Below are 20,409 nucleotides of genomic sequence, written 5' to 3'. Positions count from 1 at the left end.
GAACCTCCCTCAGGGGGAGTTCCTACGGTACCGGCGGACGCGGGCGGCCCCTCGGCCGGACCCCGCGGATCGCAGCGTACGAGGAGGACTCATGACGACGTTCGTGCTGGTGTCGGGCGGGTACACGGGCGGCTGGCTCTGGCGGGACGTGGCCGCGGGGCTGCGGTCGGGCGGGGCCGAAGTGCACGCGGTGACGCTCACGGGGCTCGGCGACCGCCGCCACCTGGCGGGTCCCGGGGTCGATCTCGACACCCACATCGAGGACCTCACCCAGCTGATCGACCACATCGACGCGCCCGAGGTGGTGCTCGTCGGCTACTGCTACGGCAGCTACCCGTCCGTGGGCGCCGCCGACCTGCGCCCGGACCGGATCTCCCGGCTCGTGTACCTGGACTCGCCCATGCCCCAGGACGGCTACTCCATGATCGACCAGGTGCGCGAGCAGATGCCGGACGGACCGGCCCGCGAGCGGACCCTGCGCCGGCAGGAGCGGGCCGAGGACGGCTGGCGGATCCCGGCGCCCACCCCGGCGGAGTGGCGGGCCCACGGGAACCTCGCGGGCGTTCCCGAGGAGGCGCTCGACCGGCTTGCGCGCCTCGCCTCGCCGGCCCCGGCAGGACCGTACGCCCAGCAGCTGCGGATCTCGCGGGCGGTCGCCGCACTGCCGACCACCGGCATCTTCTGCACCACCGGCGGGACGATGGACATCGCCGGGCTCGAAGCCCTGGTGGCGTCGGGCCTGCCGCTGGTCCAGCAGCTGGCCGACCCGCGCGCCACCTTCTTCGAACTGGCGACGGGGCACTGGCCGATGCTCTCCACGCCCGGCGAACTGACCGACGTACTGCTGCGGGCGGCGGCGGGCGAGGGACACCGGCTGAACACCGGAGTCACGGCTTAGACCCCCACGTCCCCGGCGGACCGCGCGGCGGCCTTGTCGTAGGTGAGGAAGACGGTGCCGCTGTCGAGGAGGACGGCGTCCGTGCGCTCGTACAGGACCGGGTCGAAGGCGGTCTTGTGCGAGAACAGGGGCGTGCCCGAACCGAGCGTGAGCGGGCCCAGCTTGACCACGAGCCGGTCGATCTCGCCGCGCAGCGCCCCGGCCAGCTCCCCGCCGCCGCACAGCCAGATGTCCTTGCCGTCCTCGCGCTTCAGCTCCCGCACCTTCTCGACGGGGTCGGTGGCGACCAGTTCGATGCCGGGGTCGGGGCTCTCGGCGAGGGTGCGGCTGAAGAGGAGGTGCCGCAGGTGGGGGTAGCAGTTGGTGAATCCGGCGGCGAAGCCGTTCAGATAGGTGCGGCGCCCTTCGAGGACCGTGTCGAAGTGGGTCCCCTCCGCGGTGATGCCGAGGGCGTCCCTGGCCGGGGCGGGGAGGGTCTCGGGGTACGTCTCGGCGAGGTGCTGGACGTAGTCCTGCGCGACGGGCCAGAAGCCGTCGGGGCCCGTGGGGTCGGAGCCGTCGGCCGCCGCGATGAATCCGTCGAGGCTGACGGCGATGAAGTAGACGAGCTTTCGCATAGGGGCTCCTGGCTTCTTGGAAGCGGTGGCAGTGGTCGCACTCATTGATCGCTTGTCGATGCACTCCGGTTGAAGTGGTCTGAACGTAGTACTTCACTTGGAGTGGTGTCAATGGCTTCGAGCACAACGCAGCCGGGCCGCCCCGGAAAGGGGGCGGCCCGGCTGACGGGTGATCACACGCAGGATGCGGCTCAGCTCCGCAGCTGCGACTCCCGGCCCGTCGAGCGATCGTCCGAGGAGCCCGCGCCATCGGCCGACGCGGACCCTTCCGCCTGCTCGTCCCGGCCCTTGCGCGGCAGCAGTACCGCCACGAGCACCGTGCCGACCCCGAGGATCCCCGCGCCGATCAGGCTCGTGTGCGCCACGGCGTCCGAGAACGCGGAACCGACCGCGTCCGCCATCTTGCCCGCGCCCTGGGCGAGTTGGTCGGCCTGGCCCTTGAGCTGCGCCGCCTGCTGCTGCGAGCTCGCGTGGGCCGCCTTCTCGGCCACCGCCTGCGCCTTCTCGCCGATGCCCTGCGCCACCGCGTAACCGGCGCCGACCGAGTCCTGCGCCGTGTCGAGCGTGCCGGCCGGCAGCTTCGTGCCGGAGGCCTCGGCCGCGTCCGCCAGCTTCGAGGAGTACGAACTGGCGAGCACCGAGCCCAGGATGGCGATGCCGAGCGAGCCGCCCAGCTCCAGGGACGTGTCGTTGACCGCGCCGCCGACGCCCAGTTCGGACTCGGGGAACGCGCCCATGATGGCGTCGGTGCAGGGCGAGAGCGCGAGGCCGATCGCCAGGCCGAGGACGATCAGCGGCGCCACGAAGTCCCCGTACGAGGACCCGGCGTCCACCTGCGTGAGCAGCGCGAGCGCCACCGTGCCCGCGACCATGCCCGCCGACACCGTGATCTTCATGCCGACACGCGGGGTCAGGTAGCCGGTCAGCGCCGAGCCGACGAAGACCGCGCCCGCGAGCGGCAGCATGCGCACGCCCGTCTCCAGCGGGTTGTAGCCGAGCACGAACTGCAGGTGCTGCGTCAGGTAGTAGAACGCGCCGAAGACCGCGAGGAAGAAGAGCGCCACCGCCAGGTTCGAGCCCGCGAAGCGGCGGTCGAGGAAGCGGCGGACGTTCAGGATCGGGTGCGGGTGACGCAGCTCCCAGGCGACGAAGGCCAGCAGGCCGACGCCCGCGACGACCGCCGCCGAGATGGCCTTGGCGTCCCAGCCGAAGTGCGGGCCCTGGATGATCATGTAGATCAGCGAGCCGGTCCAGACGACGGAGAGCAGCCCGCCGACGTAGTCGATGCGGTTGCTGTGCCCCGCCTTGGACGGCGGGATGAGCACGAGGGCGCCGACGAGCGCGACGACGACGACCGGCACGTTGATCAGGAAGGTCGAGGCCCAGCCGTGGTTCTGCAGGAGTGCGCCCGCGACCAGCGGTCCGGCCGCGATGGCGAGGCCCGCGGTGGCGGTCCACAGCACGATGGCCTTGGCCCGCTCCGCCCGCGGGAACGTCGCGGCGAGCAGCGACAGCGTGGCCGGCATGATCATCGCCGCGCCGAGGCCCATCACCGCGCGGGCCGCGATGACCGCGCCGGAGCTGTCGACGAGCGAGCCCGCGACCGAGCCCGCGCCGAACACGACGAGGCCGAGGACGAGCGCGCCACGCCGGCTGTACTTGTCGCCGATCGCGCCGAGCAGCAGCATCAGCGCGGCGTACGGGACGGTGTAGCCGTCGATGACCCACTGCAGGTCGGAGCTGGAGAGCCCGAGGTCCTTGGTCATGTCGGGGGCGGCGACGGTCAGCGCCGTGTTGGCCATGACGATGATCAGCAGACTCAGGCACAGCACGCCGAGCGCCCACCAGCGGCGCGCGTACGGCTGCTTCATCTCGTCGACCGGTTGTTTCATGAGGAGAGCCACCGAAGCCTCACCCTTCCCTGCTCCCTGTACGTTTCTGCTTGCCCGGTGACCTTGCACAGCACTGTGCAATTACACACGACTGTGCAACGTACGCCATTGCACACCAATGTGCAAAACGGGGCAGAGAACGCTCCTCGGCGAACCCCCCGGACCCCTCCCGTCAGCGCGTGCACAATGGAGCCCATGAGCCGAGCCGACGCCAACCGCCGCCGCATCCTGGAGGTGGCACTCGCCGAGCTGCTGCGCGATCCGGACGCCTCCATGGACCAGATCGCGCGCGCCGCGGGCGTCGTCCGCAGGACGGTCTACGGGCACTTCCCGAGCCGGGATGCGCTGATCGGCGCGCTCATCGACGGCGCGGTCGAGGCGGTCGCCGCGGCCCACGCGTCCGGGCGTGCGCGGTCGGACGACCCGGCCGAGTCGCTCGCCCACTCGATGGTCGCCGTCTGGGAGATCGCCGACGGCTACCGACTGCTCGTCGCGCTCGCCCAGCGCAGCGTCGCGATGGAGGGCATCAGGCAGCGCCTCGCCCCCGTCCGCGCGGAGTGCGTGAACGTACTGCGGCACGGCCTCGCCCAGGGTTCGTTCTTCTCCCCGCTGCCGCCCGCCGCCCTCGCGTACGTCCACGAACAGCAGCTCTTCGGCCTGATGGAGGCCGTCAACGACGGACTGCTGGACCCGAAGGACGCCGGCCTGGCCGCCGCGTCGACGGCGCTCCTGTCGGCGGGGGTTCCGGCGGAACGAGCACGGGAGATCATTGCGGCTTTGCCGTAGGGGTGGGCCGGGCCGGGTCACTCGTCGGTCGGAGCGGAAGCGGGCGTGAACCGGGGGCTCCGACTGTCCGGATCGTAGCGAGGGGGGGCGGGGTGCCAATGGCGCCCCGCCCCCCCCTCGCGAGTGCGGATACGGATACGGATACGGAGATGGCTACGGTACGGCTACACCTTCACCGGCTCCTGGCCCTCGTCACGCCGCTCCGGCACGGCGTCCGCGTCACTCGCATCCGCGCCGCCCGCCCCCGAGGGCCCCGCGACCTCGTGACCGTCGTCCACCAACGTACGCTCGTCGAACGGCAGTTGACCGGCAAGGACCGCCGTGACGCGCTCCTTGTCGACCTCCTTGGTCCAGGTGCCGATCAGCAGCGTGGCGACCGCGTTGCCCGCGAAGTTGGTGAGGGCGCGCGCCTCGCTCATGAAGCGGTCGACGCCGATGATCAGGCCGACCCCGTCGACCAGCGCGGGCTTGTGCGACTGCAGGCCGCTCGCGAGGACCGCGATGCCCGAACCGGAGACGCCCGCGGCGCCCTTCGACGCGATCATCATGAAGAGCAGCAGCGAGATCTGCTCGCCGACGCCGAGCGGCTGGTGCATGGCGTCGGCGATGAAGAGCGAGGACATCGTCAGGTAGATCATCGTGCCGTCGAGGTTGAAGGAGTAGCCCGTCGGGACCGTGATGCCGACGACCGGGCGGCTGACTCCCAGGTGCTCCATCTTCGCGATGAGCCGCGGCAGCGCGGACTCGGAGGACGAGGTGGAGAGGATGAGCAGGAACTCGCGGCCCAGGTACTTGAGCAGCTTGAAGAGGTTGACCCCGGTCACGACCCGGACCAGCGTGCCGAGCACCACCACGATGAACAGCGCGCAGGTGACGTAGAACCCGATCATGATCGTGGCGAGCGCCTTGAGCGCGTCGACGCCGGTCTCGCCGATGACGGCCGCCATCGCGCCGAACGCGCCGACCGGGGCCGCCCACATGATCATGCCGAGGATCCGGAAGACCAGCTTCTGGATGTGCCCGATGCCGCGCAGGACCGGTTCGCCGGAGCTGCCCATGGCCTGCAGCGCGAAGCCCACGAGCAGCGCGACGAGCAGCGTCTGGAGGACCTCGCCCTGGGTGAAGGCGGAGACGAAGGTCTTGGGAATGATGCCGATCACGAAGTCGACGAGGCCCTTGTCCGCCTGGTCGGCCGCCTCGTGGCCCGCGCCCTTCTCGGACTCGGTGATGTCCATGCCCGAGCCCGGGTGCAGGATGTTGCCGACGACGAGGCCGATGGCGAGCGCGACGACGGACATCGCCATGAAGTAGCCGAGCGCGAGCCCGCCGACCTTGCCGACCTTGGCGGCCTTGCGCACCGAGCCGACGCCGAGCACGATCGTGCAGAAGATGATCGGCGAGATCATCATCTTGATCAGATCGACGAAGCCGGAGCCGACCGGCTTCAGGTCCTTGGCGAAGTCCGGCCAGATGAAGCCGACGGCGATGCCGAGCAGCACGGCGCCGATCACGGCGAGGTAGAGGTAGTGCGTGCGGTCCCGCTTGGCTGCGGGCTGCGCTTGTGGGTCGGCCGTGGTGGTCACGGGGCCCTCCTTGAACGACGACGTCGGCGTTGTGGTGCGTGCCTGCGGTGCGTGCGGCTCACGTCCTGGGCGATCCCGGTGACTATCTCTCGCGCTGTGAGGGCGGTCACCCTTGCGTTCATTTAGTTCGCGCTTACACGATCACCGGCGATCGCCGGTGATCTCTGGTGATCGCTAGTGATCTCTGGCGGTCGTTGGTGATCACTGGCGGTCGTTGGTGATCACTGGCGATGGCCCCGCTCGGGCACTCGACCATGTGTACGAAGAGGCAGACTGTCAGCATGTCCCGCACCCGCCCCGCGCGCCGCCCCCGCAGGCTGCCCCGCAGCCTGGCCGGCCAGCTCTTCGCGATGCAGATCGTGCTGGTCACGGTGGTCGTCGCCGGATGCGCCCTCTTCACGTACCTGAGCGACAAGCACCAGGCGGAGGAGGCCGCGCGCCGCCAGGCGACCGCGGCGGCGCGCGCGGTCGCCGACTCCCCCTCTGTACGGGAGGCCGTCCTCGGCAGCGACCCGACGAAGGAGCTCCAGCCGTACGCGTCCCGGGTGCAGCGGGACACCGGCGTCGACTTCGTCACCATCATGGATCCGGACGGCATCCGCTGGACGCATCCGCACGAGCGGCGCATCGGCGAACGCTTCCTCGGCCACCGGGCGGCCGCGCTGCGCGGCGAGACCTTCACGGAGACGTACACGGGCACGCTGGGCCCTTCGGTGCGGGTGGTCACCCCGGTCCTGGCGGGGCCGGAGGAAGGGCGGGGCCGCGTCGTCGGTCTGGTCAGCGCCGGCATCACCATCGAGGAGATCACCGCGAAGGCCCGCGGCCGGCTCGTCGCGCTGCTCGGCGTCGCGGCGGCGGCGCTCGTCCTGGGCGGCATCGGGACGTACGTCATCAACGCGCGCCTGCGCCGCAGCACCCACGGCATGAACGCCGCCGAGCTGAGCCGCATGCACGACTACCACGAGGCGACGCTGCACGCGGTACGCGAGGGGCTGCTGATGCTGGACGGACAGCGGCGGGTCGCCCTCATCAACGACGGCGGCCGAGAACTGCTCGGCGTCCCCGACGGCCCCGTCATCGGCCGCAACGTCGCCGAACTCGGCCTTCCCGCCCCGCTGACCGGCGCGCTGCTCGCCACGGAGCCGCGGGTCGACGAACTGCATCTGACCGCCGACCGCGTGGTGGTGCTCAACACGTCCCCCGTGACGGGCGGCGAGCGCCGCGGCACGGTGGTCACCCTGCGCGACCACACCGAACTCCAGGCGCTGGCAGGCGAACTGGACTCCGAACGCGGCTTCACGCGGGCCCTGCGCTCGCAGGCCCACGAGGCGGCGAACCGCCTGCACACGGTGGTATCCCTCATCGAACTCGGCCGCGCGGACGAGGCCGTCGACTTCGCCACCGCCGAACTGGAGCTGGCCCAGGCGCTCACCGACCAGGTGGTGGCCGCCGTCAACGAACCCGTCCTCGCGGCGCTGCTGCTCGGCAAGGCGGCGCAGGCCAACGAGCACGGCGTCGAGCTGGTCGTCTCGGCCGACAGCAGCATCGACGACGGCATGCTCCCGGAGGCGCTCTCCGCCCGCGACCTGGTGACGGTCCTCGGCAACCTCATCGACAACGCGGTCGACGCGGCGCAGGGCTCACCGGTGGCCCGCGTCACCGTGACGGCCCGGGCCGACGAGGCGGGCCTCCTCCTCCGCGTCTCGGACACGGGTCCGGGCGTCGACCCCGGCCGCCGCCACTCCGTCTTCGAACGCGGCTGGTCGACGAAGTCCCCGACGGGCCGCGGCCTCGGCCTCGCCCTGGTCCGCCAGACAGTCACCCGCAACACCGGCACCCTGACGGTCCGGGAGTCCCCGCAGGGCGGCGCGGAATTCGAGGTGACGCTGCCGACGAGGACTTGCACGGTTGCGCGGGTCGCCGACGAGGACGAGGCCGGCCCACCCCCCGTGCCGGGTACCGACACACGCGCCCCTGGCCGAAGGCCGCACACCGGCCCGCCGAAGGACGAGAGACCCGACCAGGGAGACGCCCAGTGATCCGCGTACTCGTAGTCGAAGACGACCCCGTCGCGGCCGACGCCCACGTCCTCTACGTGAACCGCGTCCCCGGCTTCGAGGCCGTCCCCCGCCCCGCCCACTCCGCCGCCGAGGCCCGCCGCGTCCTCGACCGCACCCCGGTCGACCTGATCCTCCTGGACCTGCACCTCCCCGACGGCCACGGCCTCCAGCTGGCCCGCTCCCTGCGCGCCGCCGGACACCCCACGGACGTGATCGCTGTGACGTCGGCCCGCGACCTGGCCGTGGTCCGCGAGGGCGTCTCCCTCGGCGTCGTCCAGTACGTCCTGAAGCCCTTCACCTTCGCCACCCTCCGCGACCGCCTCACCCGCTACGCGGAGTTCCGTTCCGCCGCCGCGGAGGGCGAGGCCTCCGGTCAGGACGAGGTCGACCGCGCGCTCGCCACCCTGCGCGCGCCCGGCCCCGCCGACCTGCCGAAGGGCCTCAGCGGCCCCACCCTGGAACGCGTCGTGCGCACCCTGCGCGCCGCCCCCGAAGGACTCACCGCCACCACGGCGGCCCAGTCGGCGGGCCTGTCCCGCATCACCGCCCGCCGCTACCTGGAACACCTGGTCGACACCGCCCGCGCCGCCCGCAGCCCCCAGTACGGCCACGTCGGCCGCCCCGAACTGGTCTACCGCTGGCTCGCCGCGAGCGAATGAGCCCGCCTCCCCGCCCTGGACGCCTCACCGACGTACGCCACACCGCCACACCTCCACACCCGATAATAACGTTGTCACGTTGATGACAAGCATCAATTCAGAGCCCCCGCAGGGGCATTGACCTTGCTCCGAACACGCCCGTACGTTCACCGGGCAACCCGCGTTGCGCCCCGCTGCACCCCGTCGCACCCCACGTGGCGACCCCGCCGCGTCGGCCAGTAGGAGGTCGTGCCCGTGCGCCCCACCACCACCCCCCTGCTCCTCGCCGCCTCCGCCCTGCTCGCCGCCGGCACCCTCACCGCGTGCGGCGGCGGCTCCGGCGACGACCCCGACACCGTGAAGGTCTCCTTCAAGCAGTCCACGGACAACCAGATCAAGGTCATGGACACCTATCTGGGCGAGATCAAGAAGCAGTTCGAGAAGGAGAACCCCGGCAAGAAGGTCAAGCTGGTGCCGATCAAGGCGCCGGACTCCGAGTACTACACCAAGCTGCAGCAGATGATGCGCTCCCCGAAGACCGCGCCCGACCTGGTCTACGAGGACACGTTCCTCATCAACTCGGACATCACCAGCGGCTACCTGAAACCCCTCGATCCCTACCTGAACAAGTGGAAGGACTGGGACCAGTTCATCGGCACGGCGAAGACGGCGGCGAAGGCGGCCGACGGCAAGACGTACGGCGTACCGGACGGTACGGACACCCGCGGCCTCTGGTTCGACAAAGCCGTCTTCAAGAAGGCGGGCCTGCCCGCCGACTGGCAGCCGAAGACCTGGGACGAGGTCCTCGACGCGGCCCGCACGGTCAAGAAGAAGGTTCCGGACGTCACCCCGCTCAACGTCTACACCGGCAAGCCGGCCGGTGAGGCGGCGGCGATGCAGGGCTTCGAGATGCTCGCGTACGGCACGGGCGAGGATCCGCTCTACGACCCGAAGTCGAAGAAGTGGATCACGGGCAGCAAGGGCTTCAAGGACTCCCTGAAGTTCGTGGAGACCGTCTACAAGGAGAAGCTCGGCCCCGACGTCTCGGACGCCCTCGACCCCAACTTCGCCACCCGCGTACGCGGTGAACTTCTTCCCGAGGGCAAGTTGGCGATCAACCTCGACGGCTCGTGGCTCCCGCAGGACTGGGGCAAGGGCGCGGGTCACGAGTGGCCCCAGTGGTCGAAGAGGCTGGGCCTCGCCGCCATGCCGACGCAGACCGGCCGGGCACCCGGCAAGGTGAGCATGTCCGGCGGCTGGACCTGGTCGATCCCGGCCAAGGCGGACAACCCCGACCTGGCCTTCAAGTTCATCGAGACGATGCAGACGACGGCCAACGCCAAGAAGTGGTACATCGCCAACTCGGGTATCGCGGTCCGCAAGGACGTGGCGGCCGACCCCTCGTACGTACAGGCGCAGCCCGGCATCAAGTTCTTCACGGACCTGGTCTCCACCACGCACTACCGGCCCGCCTACCCCGCGTACCCCAAGGTCTCCACGGCGATCCAGGAGGCGATGGAGACGGTGACGACGGGTGACGGCTCGGTAGAGGAAGCGGCGAGGAACTACGACGAGGAGGTCGACTCGGCGACGGACGGCGAGGTGGTCGGCAGGTAGCGGCGCGCGGGCCGTTGCCTGCGGCATTGTCTGTGCCACTGCGTGCGCCATTGTCTGTGCCGCTGCCTATCACGGTCACAGTCACAGCCGCAGTCACGGCCGCAGTCACACCCACAGTCGCAATCGCAGCCGCAGTCGCAGTCACCGCACCGTCGTCGCGACGAGAGAGATGAGTGCCCTACGTGACTTCCGCATCCTCCGCGGGCCCCGGCGGCGTCGCCAAGACGTCGCCGGGCCGCCCGGCCCCCGCACCACCCGGCCCCCGGACCCGCGCCCGGCGCGGCCTGCTCCGGGCGCTGCCCGTCTCCCCCGCCGTCATCCTGCTCGCCCTCTTCCTCGCGGGCCCGATCGGCTACTGCGCGTACATCGCCTTCACCGACCTCCAGCTCACCGGCCAGGCCGAGTCGAGCTTCGTGGGTTTCGACAACTTCCGTGAGGCGTTCGGCGACGAGCGCTTCATCAACGCGGTCTGGCTCACCCTTGTCTTCACGGTCCTCTCCTCCCTCATCGGCCAGAACACCCTGGGCCTGGCGCTCGCCACCCTCATGCAGCGCGCCTCCAAGCCGGTCCGCACGCTCACGGGCGCGATCGTCGTCACGGCATGGGTCCTGCCGGAGGTCGTCGCCGGGTTCCTCCTCTACGCCTTCTTCCGCCGCGAGGGCACCCTGAACGCGGTGCTCGACTTCCTCCATCTGCCGTCCCAGAACTGGATGTTCACCCTGCCGATCCTGGCGGTGTCGTTCGCCAACGTCTGGCGCGGCACGGCCTTCTCGATGCTGGTCTACTCGGCCGCCCTGAACGAGATCCCCAAGGAGATCACCGAGGCCGCGCAGGTCGACGGCGCGAGCGGCTGGCGCCGCATGTGGCACATCACGCTGCCGATGATCCGCCGTTCGATCGGCACGAACCTCATGCTCAACACCCTGCAGACGCTCTCCGTCTTCGGGCTGATCTGGGTGATGACGCGCGGCGGCCCGGGCAACCGCAGCCAGACCCTCCCCCTGTTCATGTACGAACAGGCCTTCCAGAAAAGCATGATCGGCTACGGGACGGCGGTGGCCCTGCTCCTCCTCCTGGTCGGCTCGCTCTTCTCCCTCGTCTACACGCGCCTGCTGCGTACGGAGGTCTGAAAGTGAAGCCGAAGCGGACCGGACTCTCCCGCCGCACGACCCACCGCCTGGCGGCCGACGCGGGACTCCTGATCGTGGCAACGGCGTTCGTGCTCCCCCTCGCCTGGGTGGTCCTCTCCTCCTTCGACCCGAAGGCGGACCTGCGCGTGCGGCTCCCCGACGGCCTCACCCTGGACAACTACGACCAGGTCCTGACCCCCGAGATCACCTTCACCCCGCTCCTCAACAGCCTGCTGCTCTGCGGCGGCGGCACGCTGCTCACGGTGGTCTGCGCGGCGCTGGCGGCCTACCCGCTCTCCCGCTACAAGTCGCGCCTGAACCGCCCCTTCATGCTGACGATCCTCTTCGCGACGAGCCTGCCGATCACGGCGATCATGGTGCCGGTGTACGCGCTCTTCGTACAGGTCGACCTGATCGACACGATGCAGGGCACGATCTTCTTCTTCGCCGCGTCCCAACTCCCCTTCGCCATCTGGCTGATGAAGAACTTCATGGACGGCGTCCCGAAGGAGCTGGAGGAGGCGGCGTGGACGGACGGCGCGTCGTCATTCCAGTCCCTCATCCGCATCGTCCTCCCCCTGATGGGCCCCGGGGTGGCGGTGGTGACGGTCTTCTCCTTCGTCATGATGTGGGGCAACTTCTTCGTCCCCTTCATGCTCCTGCTCACCCCGGAACAGATGCCGGCGTCGGTCAGCATCAACGACTTCTTCGGCAACAAGGGGACGGTGGTGTACGGCCAGCTGGCCGCGTTCTCGATCCTCTACTCGACGCCGGTGATCCTGTTGTACGTCCTGGTCTCCCGGAAGCTGGGCGGGGGCTTCGCGCTGGGCGGAGCGGTGAAGGGGTGAGGCCGTCACTGATGACCGGTGACAGCCCTCTGCGTAATGGCCGTGATCAGGGGACAGTCACCTCGTCGAGTTCCGCCCATACGGCCTTGCCGATCCCGTGCCGTCGTGGGCAGCATCCCCACCGCGCGGCCAGCGCGACGACGAGCGCGAGGCCGCGCCCCCGCTCGTCCTCCGGACCGGCCGACCTGGGAGCGGGCCGACCCGACCCGGCGTCGGCCACCTCCATCCGCACCCGCCCTTCGTAGCGGGCGAGCCGCAGACCGATATGCCGGTCGGCCGGGACGAAGGCGTGCTGAATGGAGTTGGTGACCAGCTCCGACAGCAACAGCTCGGCTGCGTCCGTCACTTCACCGTCGACCTTCCATGCGGCGAACTGCTCGCGCAGGAGGGCGCGGGCACGGTGCGCACTGCGTGGCGTGCGGGGGAGTTGCCAGGTGACTTCGTCGGACACAGACATGGGAGTTCCCTTCGCATTGCCTGAACAGCGGGCAGTGAGCGCGGAGTCGCTCTCCGTAGAGTGCAGTGCACGTAGTGAAAGGTGCAAGCGAAACACCACAACTTCAGCGCACCGTGTACATCGTGACTAACCTGGAGCCGACAACCCGCAAACCAGGGGGCCTGTATGGCTGTTGAGCAGCATCCGAACGTGCGTCGCCGCGTCCTCGGCGCCAATTTGCGTCGGCTCCGGGAACGGAAAGGTCTGCTCCTGGAGGACGCGGCGGAGACCTTGAGTTGCCACGCGGCAAAGGTCAGCCGTATCGAGTCGGGACGCAGCGGCATCCGTCAGCTCGACCTTCGGGTACTCCTCGACCTGTACGGACTCGAGGACCCCGTCGAGCGCGAGGGCTGGCTCTCTCTCGCCCGCGAGGGCAAGCGCCAGCGCTGGTGGCGCTCCCTGGAGGACAAACTCCCGCGCGATTTCCTGGACTTGATCGGCCTGGAGGAAGAGGTCTCGCACTGCCGCGGTTTCCAGCCCAGCATCATCCCTGGGCTCTTCCAGACCGAGTCGTACGCCACAGCTGTGATCCAGGGCGGTTCGGCCGGGCCCCTGTCCGAGGACCAGCGGACCAAAGTCCGCGTCCGACTTGAGCGCCAGAAGGCACTGGCCCGATCCGACCCTCCGGCATTGGACGTCTGGATGGTGCTCGGCGAGGCCGCATTGCGCCAACAGGTCGGCGGGGGCGCGGTACTGCGTGAGCAGCTGGTTCACCTGGCCGAACTGGCACAGCTTCCGAACGTAACCGTGCAGGTACTACCCTTCACCGCAGGGGCGTGCAAGGGCGGGATGCTCCCCTTTCTGCTCTACAGCTTCCCGGCTCCGGCCGAGCTCGAAGTGGTCCTCCTGGAGAATTTCACGAGTCACGCCTACCTGGAGTCGGCCGAGGACACACGGCACTACACCAGCGCCTTCGACCACATCCGGGCGGCCGCACTGAGCGCGCTGGAATCGGAGTCCCTCATCACGAAGGTCGCCAGAGAACTGGCCCGCAGCTAAGGAAGAGAGCCGATGCCGTCGCGTTCGCCCGAGTGGTTCAAGAGCAGCTACAGCCAGCAGAACGGCGAATGCCTGGAGGCCCTCCACACCCCCCGCGGACTCACCCTCCGCGACTCCACCCGCCCCGAAGGCACCCGCATCTCCTTCGCCACGGAGGCCTGGACCACGTTCCTGGCCTCCGTCACCTCCATACGCACCGAGTCCCCGGCGCCGTAACGGCCCGAAACGTGGCGATGAGTCCGGGGCCTGGAAATCGGGGCGGGCACAGAACTGTGACATGAGTTCGCAGGCATACGTCCCGCACACCCCATTCGTCACCCGCCAACCACCTGGTATCGGCCACCGGCTCGGGCTAGCGTGCTGATCTCGCGCCCTCTCCCCACCCGCCAGGAGCCGACAGTGAACCGCCCCTTTCGCCTCGCGACAGCCGCGCTCATCGCGTCCGCAGCCCTGCTTCTGACGTCCTGCGGCAGCGACGACGACACGTCCAAGGACGACGACAAGATCGCCGGGGCGGAGCAGGGTGGCGAGAAGTCGCCGTCGCCGAGTGGGCCCGCGAAGTCCGCGGCCGACCGGCCGAAGATCGAGCTGCCGTCGGACCTGACGTACGAGTTCGAGTGGTCGAAAACGGGCGACAAGAGCAAGGACGCGGTACTGGCCGACACCGAGCAGTACCTGAAGGCGGTCGACCTGGCGATCGCCGAGCAGAAGCCCCTGCACAAGGCCTACCGGTTCTACTCCGAGGGTGAAGCGGCGGCCGGCAGCCAGAAGTTCGTCCAGGAGTACGTCGACTACAAGGACCGGATCACCGGCACCAAGCGCTACTTCCACGCTCGGGTGGACGTCACGGGCGACAAGACCGCAGGGATCGTCTACTGCGAGGACCAGAGCAAGGCGCACAACAAGAGTCTGAAGACGGGGAAGACCGCGAAGGCGTCGGCGCCGTCGAAGGACGACTTCGTGCTCTACAGCAGCCGACTGCACAGGAACGACAAGGGCGTCTGGATCACCGAGACGACCACATCAGACCGGGGGAACGCCACATGCCAGCCATGAGAAGGAAACCGTTCATAGCCGCCGGGGTCCTGGCGATGGCCGCGACCCTGCTCCTCTCCGCGCCCGTGTCCGCGCGGACCGGCCACGGGGGGACCACCAACGGCGACGCCCAGGGCCCGACCGAGGACGGCGGCGACGGCTCGCTGACGGCCACCGCGGGCGGCATCAGCTACGACGAATCCAAGAACGGCTCGGGCCCCAGGACCGGCGCCATCGCCCCGACGGGCGACTACAGCCCGCCGCCCTGCTGGTACGGGCCCGCCTACACCCCCGCGCAGTTCAAGAAGGAGCGCGAGGCGGTCTGGGCGGTGGACTCCACGGGCGCCCAGTGGGACCTGGAGCAGCGCAAGCGCTACGTCGATGGCGAGCCGTACAAGAACTTCAACCTCGACAAGGCCGGCAAGGGCTACTGGTGGACGTCGTTCCCCAACAAGTCGTACCCGCCGGGCTGGGACAAGTGCAACAAGGAGACCTTCTGGGTCGACGAGAACGAGCCGCCGCCGGCCGGTATCCCCACCATCGACGCGGAGCTCCTGGCGAAGCTGGCGTACGCCAGGATCCGCGTCCCCGGCACGAAGGTGTCCCTGGCCCCCAAGGGCGAGACGAAGGTCAACCTGCCGACGTGGGCGTGGCTGGACGGCGCGGAGTTCAAGCCGGTCTCGGTCACGGCCAGGGTCAAGGTCCTGAACATCAAGGCGACGACGACCGCCGAACCGGTCTCCCTGAAGATCGACCCAGGCACCCCGGACGCCGAGACGTACCCCGGATCCGGTGTCTGCGAGATCGTCGACGGCAAGATCGGAGCGCCCTATGCCAAGGGCAAGGCCAAGGAGACCCCACCCTGCGGAGTGAAGTACTTGCGCTCCTCGGGCAACGGCTCGTTCCCCTTGAAGGCGACGGTCACCTGGAAGATCCACTGGACAGGAACCGGCGTGAACGGTGAACGACGCCTCCCCGACGGGGAGTTCGGCGCGGACCAGGACGTGGTGGTCCAGGAAATCCAGTCGATCAACCGCTAGGTCACCGTCGCGGTCGGACTCGTCGGCTTCCGAGGCCCGCTCGCTCTTCGGGGCAGTACGGGCCTGCGTTGAAGGAGGCACCAGAGGCGTATGCGATCCCCTTCACCCACGAAACATCATTCGATAGCTTCGCTCATGCGTACGTCTACTGGCGGTGCAGGTGGGGTGGAGGAAGTCGCATGGGGGGCCATCGGCCGTCGGACTGGCACGTACTGGATCTGGAGAAGGATCCGACGCCGGGTGATCCGCACCGGGTGCGTTCGCTGGCGAAGAACCTGCACGATTTCTCCGATGATGTCGGGCGGGTGTTGCGGGACATCAAGGGGATGGCGGGCGACGAGGCCATCCTGAAGTGGGTGGGCAAGACCGCGGACGCGTTCACGGAGAAGTTCGAGGACGCACCGAGCAAGCTGAAGAAGCTCCAGAAGAGCTACTCGATGGCGGGTGACGCGCTGGCCGCGTACTGGCCGGAGCTGGAGCGCGCCCAGTCCCTGGCCGACAAGGCTTTGGCGAAGGGCCGTGAGGCGCAGGCCGACCTCACCTCGGCCAAGTCCCGGCTCTCCTCGGCCGACTCCTGGGTGGAGAAGGCGGGCAAGGAAGCCGACAAGTACAAGGACGAGGGCGGCCCCAAGGGCAAGGACGTGCCCAAGCCGGACGAGGAGAAGGTGCGCGCCGCCACCCGCAACGCGACCTCCGCGGAGAAGGCGCAGAAGTCCGCGAAGTCGGATGTCTCCGCCGCGCAGAGCGCACTGGACGCGGCGAAGAAGATGGCCGAGGACGCCCGCAAGATGCGTGCGGAGGCCGCGGGGACGGCGAAGAAGAAGATCGACGAGGCGTCCGACGCGGGGATCCGGAACCGGCACTGGTGGGAGGAGATCGGCGACTGGGTCTCCGACAACTGGGACACCATCGTCGCCGTCTGCAAGGTCGTCGTCGCCGTCGTCGGCGTCATCGCGATGATCATCGGCGGGCCAATCCTGGCTGCCATCGTCATCGTCGCCGGCGCCATCGTACTGGCCGATACCCTCAGTAAGTACGCAAAAGGCCAAGCAGGCCTGATGGATGTCGCTTTCGCGGCACTGGACTGCGTACCGGGCATGAAGGGCCTTACCACCGCCGCGAAACTCGGCAAGGGGTTGAAGGGACTCAAGGGCGGGCTCAAGGGATTCAAGTCGGCCCGCACCGCGCTCAAGGACGGGGCGAAGGGTGCCTACAACCGGGTCAAGAGCGTCGTGCGGTCCAAGGGCAGCGATCCGGTGGACATGGCCACTGGAGAGATGTTCCTGCCACAGACCGACATCACTCTGCCGGGCGATCTGCCGCTGCACTTCACGCGACGGCTGGCCTCGCAATATCGTTCAGGATGGTGGTTCGGCCCCACGTGGGCATCCACTATCGACCAGCGTCTTGAAATCGACGAACAAGGCATCCTCTTCGTCACCGAGGACGGCCTGCTTCTCCCTTACCCCTTCCCTGAAGCGCCGAGCGAACCCGTCCTGCCGGATTCCGGCCCCCGCTGGCCACTGACATGCCTCGTCGATGGTGGCTACGAGATCGGCGATCCCGCGACCGGACACATCCGCCACTTCGGTGCCCCCGTTGGCGGGCTGGCCCTGCTGCAACGCATCGCAGACCGCAACGGCAACACCATCGAGGTCGAATACGCTCCCGACGGCGCTCCTCACGCCATTCGTCACTCCGGCGGTTATCGCCTCGTCCTCACCGTGAACGAGGAACGCGTGACGGCCTTGAGCCTCGCAGGCGGGGCCGAGGACGGCTCGGACGTCCCCATCAAGTCGTTCCGGTACACGGACGGCAACCTGACCGAGGTGATCAACTCCTCCGGCCAGCCGCTTCGGTTCACCTATGACGAGCACCTGCGAGTCACGTCGTGGACGGACACGAACGCCCGCCGTTACGACTACACATACGACCGGCATCACCGGTGCGTCGCTGAAGGAGGGGAAGCCGGTCACATCACCATCGCCCTGGAATACGACGGTACGGACCCTGCCTGGCCCGACTGCCGCGTCACCACACTGACCACTGCCGAAGGCGCGGTGTCACGCTTCGTCATCAATGACAGAAGCCAAGTCGTGGCGGAGATCGACGCGTTGGGCGGCATCACTCGCACCGCATACGACGCGCACCATCACATCGTCGCAATAACGGACCAGGCGGGGCACACGACGCACTTCGCCCATGACGGGAACGGCCATCCCACGGAGATCCGGCGGCCTGACGGCGCCGTCCTCCGCTTCGTCTATAACGCCGAAGGCGCACCTGTAATTCTCAGCGGGCCGGACGGCGGCAGTTGGCACCGGGAGTACGACAACCGCGGCAACTGCATCTCCATGACCAACCCCGCGGGAGCCACCACTCGATTCACTTACGACGCCGCCGGCCATGTCACCAGGGTGACGGACGCTCTGGGGAATGCCCGGTCGGTGCGCTGCAACGCGGCGGGACTCCCCGTTTCCATGACTGATCCGCTCGGTGCAGTCACCTCCTGGGAACGTGACACTTTCGGCCGTATCGTCGCTTACACCGATCCTCTGGGGAACACCACACGCCTGGCCTGGACGGTCGAGGGCCGACTCCTCTCGCGCATCACGCCCGACGGAGCCACCGAAAGGTGGACGTACGACGGTGAGGGCAACTGCACAAGCCACACGACACCCACGGGCGCCGTGACCCGCTTCGAGTACACCCACTTCGACCTCCAGTCCGCTCGAATCGGCCCGGACGGTGTGCGGTACGAATTCAGCCACGACCCGGGGCTGCGGCTTGTCCAGGTCACCAATCCCCAAGGGCTGGCCTGGACCTACCGACATGACGCGGCAGGCCGCCTCGTCTCCGAGACGGACTTCGACGGCCGCAATGTGACGTACGCCCACGATGCCGTGGGCCGCCTCGCCTCGCGGACCGACGCCCTTGGACACACCACGCGTTACGAGCATGACGCGGTCGGCAACCTCACCCGCAAGACGACGGGCAGTGGCGTCACGCATTTCACGTACGACCTCAACCAGCGGCTGACCGGTGCTACCGGGCCGGATGCCACGCTCTCCCTGCACCGTGACAGCACCGGATCGCTCACACGTGAGACTGTCAACGGCCGCCATATGCTGTATCAGCACGATGTTCTGGGGCGCCTCGTCCGACGCACCACTCCCTCCGGAGCAGTGACCAGGTGGACCTATGACGCTGCGGGCAACCGGACAGAGCTCAACGCGTCGGGTCGGACGCTCCGATTCGAGCACGACTGGTCCGGGCGGGAAGCTGTCCGGCGCTTCGGCGACGACGTCACGCTGACGCATGTCTTCGACGAGGTAGGCCGCCTGAGCGCCCAGTCGCTGGAGGCAGCCGGCCGCCGCGTGCAACATCGCGCCTTCTCCTATGGCGAGGCCGGCAATCTCCTTGGTGTCGATGACCAACTGCGCGGTAGCCGCAGGTTCGACCTCGATACGGCAGGCCGGGTCACCGCCGTGTGCGCCGACAACTGGAACGAGCAATACGCCTATGACGAGGTGGGCAATCAAACCTTGGCTTCCTGGCCTGACGGCCACCCCGGCGACGACGCCGACGGGACCCGCGTCTACTCGGGCACTCACATCGTTCGTGCAGGCCGTACGCGCTATGAGCACGACGCTCTGGGCCGAACAGTGCTGCGCCAGAAAGCACGGATGTCACGCAAGCCGGACACCTGGCGCTACATATGGGATCCGGAAGACCGACTGTCCTCTGTCACGACACCGGACGGAACGGTCTGGCGCTATCGGTACGACCCCCTCGGCCGCCGCATCGCGAAAGAGCGCCTGGCTGCCGATGGTCAAACCGTCGATGAGGAGGTCCTTTTCACCTGGGACGGTGTGACGCTCTGCGAGCAGACGACACGAGCACGGTCGCTTTCTCATGATGTGACGCTCACCTGGGACCACGACGGATTCCACCCGATCACGCAAACTGAACGCATCACTGCCACGAAACAACCGCAGGACGAGATCGACTCGCGCTTCTTCTGCATCGTCACCGATCTCGTCGGCACCCCTACCGAGCTGGTCGACGAGCACGGCGACATGGCATGGCGCACGCGCGCCACCCTGTGGGGCTCCACCGCTTGGAATTCCGACGCAACTGCCTATACCCCGATCCGCTTCCCGGGGCAGTACTTCGATCCAGAAACCGGGCTGCACTACAATTACTTCCGGCATTACGATCCCGAGACGGGCCGCTACCTCACGCAGGACCCTCTCGGGCTCGCCCCGGCGCCCAACCCGGCCACCTATGTCCACAACCCGCATACCGGGATCGATCCGCTGGGCCTCTCGCCGTACTACAGCGAGATCGCAGCCAACGGTCAAAGAGGCCCTGCCTACGCGGAAGTGACGCCGCAGACCCTGGACGACGCAGCCAACAACCTCATCGGCAGCGAGCCCGGACGTGGGCGCCGGTACGCGCCACCGGGGTTCGTCGCCAATTCCAACCACTCGCGCGGACACCTGATTGGCAAGCAGTTCGGCGGTGACGGCAGAGACATGAGGAACATCGTCACCCAGGACAAGGTGCAGAACAACGACGTCATCAGCAAGGCCGAAGGACAAATCGCCGACCATGTGAGAGCAAGCGGGAACAAAGTCATCATGAGCGTGACACCGGAGTACGCCAACGGAGGAGACATTCCGAGTCACGTCCTCATCGAAGCCGTGGACGATTTCGGCTGGTCCTTCAGGGACAGAATTCCCAATATGTAGTTCCGCATAGTTTCCA

The 20,409-nt window shown here is 68.5% G+C and carries 16 protein-coding genes; 12 read left to right on the top strand and 4 right to left on the bottom strand.

Features of this window, described 5'->3' with window-relative positions:
• Nucleotides 1-91 precede the first annotated feature (91 nt).
• Nucleotides 92-898 carry an alpha/beta fold hydrolase gene (locus ACFVYR_RS07665; RefSeq protein ID WP_384248755.1) on the top strand — a complete coding sequence of 269 codons (807 nt, stop codon included), beginning with the start codon at nt 92-94 and terminating at the stop codon, nt 896-898.
• Here the strand turns inward: ACFVYR_RS07665 and ACFVYR_RS07660 are convergent.
• On the bottom strand, nt 895-1,515 hold the full coding sequence (locus ACFVYR_RS07660) for a dihydrofolate reductase family protein (RefSeq protein WP_384248758.1): 621 nt from the start codon (nt 1,513-1,515) through the stop codon (nt 895-897). The genes ACFVYR_RS07665 and ACFVYR_RS07660 overlap by 4 nt on opposite strands.
• Before the next feature lie 191 nt (nt 1,516-1,706).
• Nucleotides 1,707-3,407 (bottom strand): MFS transporter, encoded by a 1,701-nt coding sequence (locus ACFVYR_RS07655; RefSeq protein WP_384249531.1) that lies wholly within the window; start codon nt 3,405-3,407, stop codon nt 1,707-1,709.
• 186 nt (nt 3,408-3,593) lie between these two features.
• Here ACFVYR_RS07655 and ACFVYR_RS07650 point away from each other — a divergent pair, with 186 nt between their 5' ends.
• Nucleotides 3,594-4,193, top strand: coding sequence for a TetR/AcrR family transcriptional regulator (locus ACFVYR_RS07650; RefSeq protein ID WP_384248760.1), 600 nt, complete (start codon nt 3,594-3,596; stop codon nt 4,191-4,193).
• Nucleotides 4,194-4,357: 164 nt separating this feature from the next.
• Here the strand turns inward: ACFVYR_RS07650 and ACFVYR_RS07645 are convergent, their stop codons facing one another.
• Nucleotides 4,358-5,776, bottom strand: a complete 1,419-nt coding sequence (locus ACFVYR_RS07645; protein WP_384248763.1) for a cation:dicarboxylate symporter family transporter — start codon at nt 5,774-5,776, stop codon at nt 4,358-4,360.
• Between the two features lie 281 nt (nt 5,777-6,057).
• On the opposite strand from ACFVYR_RS07645, the gene ACFVYR_RS07640 reads away from it, so the two are divergent.
• From ACFVYR_RS07640 to ACFVYR_RS07620, 5 genes are all read left to right on the top strand, one after another.
• Entirely contained in the window at nt 6,058-7,815 is a 1,758-nt protein-coding gene (locus tag ACFVYR_RS07640; protein ID WP_384248765.1) for an ATP-binding protein, read from the top strand.
• The gene (locus ACFVYR_RS07635) at nt 7,812-8,495 is read left to right on the top strand and encodes a response regulator (protein WP_384248768.1); all 684 of its coding nucleotides are present in this window, start codon (nt 7,812-7,814) and stop codon (nt 8,493-8,495) included. Before ACFVYR_RS07640 ends, ACFVYR_RS07635 begins: the two co-directional genes overlap by 4 nt.
• A gap of 228 nt (nt 8,496-8,723) precedes the next feature.
• Complete coding sequence (locus tag ACFVYR_RS07630; RefSeq protein WP_384248771.1) at nt 8,724-10,091, top strand: extracellular solute-binding protein; 1,368 nt, start codon at nt 8,724-8,726, stop codon at nt 10,089-10,091.
• Nucleotides 10,092-10,273: 182 nt separating this feature from the next.
• Nucleotides 10,274-11,221, top strand: a complete 948-nt coding sequence (locus ACFVYR_RS07625) for a carbohydrate ABC transporter permease (RefSeq protein WP_384248774.1) — start codon at nt 10,274-10,276, stop codon at nt 11,219-11,221.
• Between the two features lie 2 nt (nt 11,222-11,223).
• A complete protein-coding gene (locus ACFVYR_RS07620; protein WP_384248777.1) occupies nt 11,224-12,069 on the top strand; it encodes a carbohydrate ABC transporter permease in 846 nt (281 codons plus the stop codon).
• Nucleotides 12,070-12,115: 46 nt separating this feature from the next.
• On the opposite strand, the gene ACFVYR_RS07615 is transcribed toward ACFVYR_RS07620, so the two are convergent.
• Complete coding sequence (locus ACFVYR_RS07615; protein WP_384248779.1) at nt 12,116-12,526, bottom strand: ATP-binding protein; 411 nt, start codon at nt 12,524-12,526, stop codon at nt 12,116-12,118.
• A gap of 165 nt (nt 12,527-12,691) precedes the next feature.
• Between ACFVYR_RS07615 and ACFVYR_RS07610 the strand changes: the two genes are divergently transcribed.
• From ACFVYR_RS07610 to ACFVYR_RS07590, 5 genes are all read left to right on the top strand, one after another.
• On the top strand, nt 12,692-13,564 hold the full coding sequence (locus tag ACFVYR_RS07610) for a helix-turn-helix domain-containing protein (protein WP_384248782.1): 873 nt from the start codon (nt 12,692-12,694) through the stop codon (nt 13,562-13,564).
• A gap of 12 nt (nt 13,565-13,576) precedes the next feature.
• Complete coding sequence (locus ACFVYR_RS07605) at nt 13,577-13,780, top strand: DUF397 domain-containing protein (RefSeq protein ID WP_384248784.1); 204 nt, start codon at nt 13,577-13,579, stop codon at nt 13,778-13,780.
• A gap of 183 nt (nt 13,781-13,963) precedes the next feature.
• On the top strand, nt 13,964-14,620 hold the full coding sequence (locus tag ACFVYR_RS07600) for a hypothetical protein (RefSeq protein ID WP_384248787.1): 657 nt from the start codon (nt 13,964-13,966) through the stop codon (nt 14,618-14,620).
• Nucleotides 14,608-15,639, top strand: coding sequence for a hypothetical protein (locus tag ACFVYR_RS07595; RefSeq protein WP_384248789.1), 1,032 nt, complete (start codon nt 14,608-14,610; stop codon nt 15,637-15,639). The genes ACFVYR_RS07600 and ACFVYR_RS07595 overlap by 13 nt, the downstream gene beginning before the upstream one ends.
• Nucleotides 15,640-15,818: 179 nt before the next feature.
• On the top strand, nt 15,819-20,393 hold the full coding sequence (locus ACFVYR_RS07590) for an RHS repeat-associated core domain-containing protein (protein ID WP_384248791.1): 4,575 nt from the start codon (nt 15,819-15,821) through the stop codon (nt 20,391-20,393).
• The last annotated feature ends 16 nt before the right edge of the window (nt 20,394-20,409 follow it).

The organism is Streptomyces sp. NPDC058284 (genome assembly GCF_042881135.1).
Lineage (GTDB): Bacteria > Actinomycetota > Actinomycetes > Streptomycetales > Streptomycetaceae > Streptomyces.
The sequence above is the reverse complement of the archived record's forward strand: the minus strand, read 5'-3'. Positions and strand labels throughout refer to the sequence as shown.

What these genes read in the sequence shown, in the direction of transcription:
- ACFVYR_RS07655 (WP_384249531.1), bottom strand. Translation starts at nt 3,407, where the DNA reads ATGAAACAACCGGTCGACGAGATGAAGCAGCCGTACGCGCGCCGCTGG.
- ACFVYR_RS07640 (WP_384248765.1), top strand. Translation starts at nt 6,058, where the DNA reads ATGTCCCGCACCCGCCCCGCGCGCCGCCCCCGCAGGCTGCCCCGCAGC.
- ACFVYR_RS07595 (WP_384248789.1), top strand. Translation starts at nt 14,608, where the DNA reads ATGCCAGCCATGAGAAGGAAACCGTTCATAGCCGCCGGGGTCCTGGCG.
- ACFVYR_RS07665 (WP_384248755.1), top strand. Translation starts at nt 92, where the DNA reads ATGACGACGTTCGTGCTGGTGTCGGGCGGGTACACGGGCGGCTGGCTC.
- ACFVYR_RS07615 (WP_384248779.1), bottom strand. Translation starts at nt 12,526, where the DNA reads ATGTCTGTGTCCGACGAAGTCACCTGGCAACTCCCCCGCACGCCACGC.
- ACFVYR_RS07605 (WP_384248784.1), top strand. Translation starts at nt 13,577, where the DNA reads ATGCCGTCGCGTTCGCCCGAGTGGTTCAAGAGCAGCTACAGCCAGCAG.
- ACFVYR_RS07590 (WP_384248791.1), top strand. Translation starts at nt 15,819, where the DNA reads ATGGGGGGCCATCGGCCGTCGGACTGGCACGTACTGGATCTGGAGAAG.
- ACFVYR_RS07650 (WP_384248760.1), top strand. Translation starts at nt 3,594, where the DNA reads ATGGAGCCCATGAGCCGAGCCGACGCCAACCGCCGCCGCATCCTGGAG.
- ACFVYR_RS07660 (WP_384248758.1), bottom strand. Translation starts at nt 1,515, where the DNA reads ATGCGAAAGCTCGTCTACTTCATCGCCGTCAGCCTCGACGGATTCATC.
- ACFVYR_RS07610 (WP_384248782.1), top strand. Translation starts at nt 12,692, where the DNA reads ATGGCTGTTGAGCAGCATCCGAACGTGCGTCGCCGCGTCCTCGGCGCC.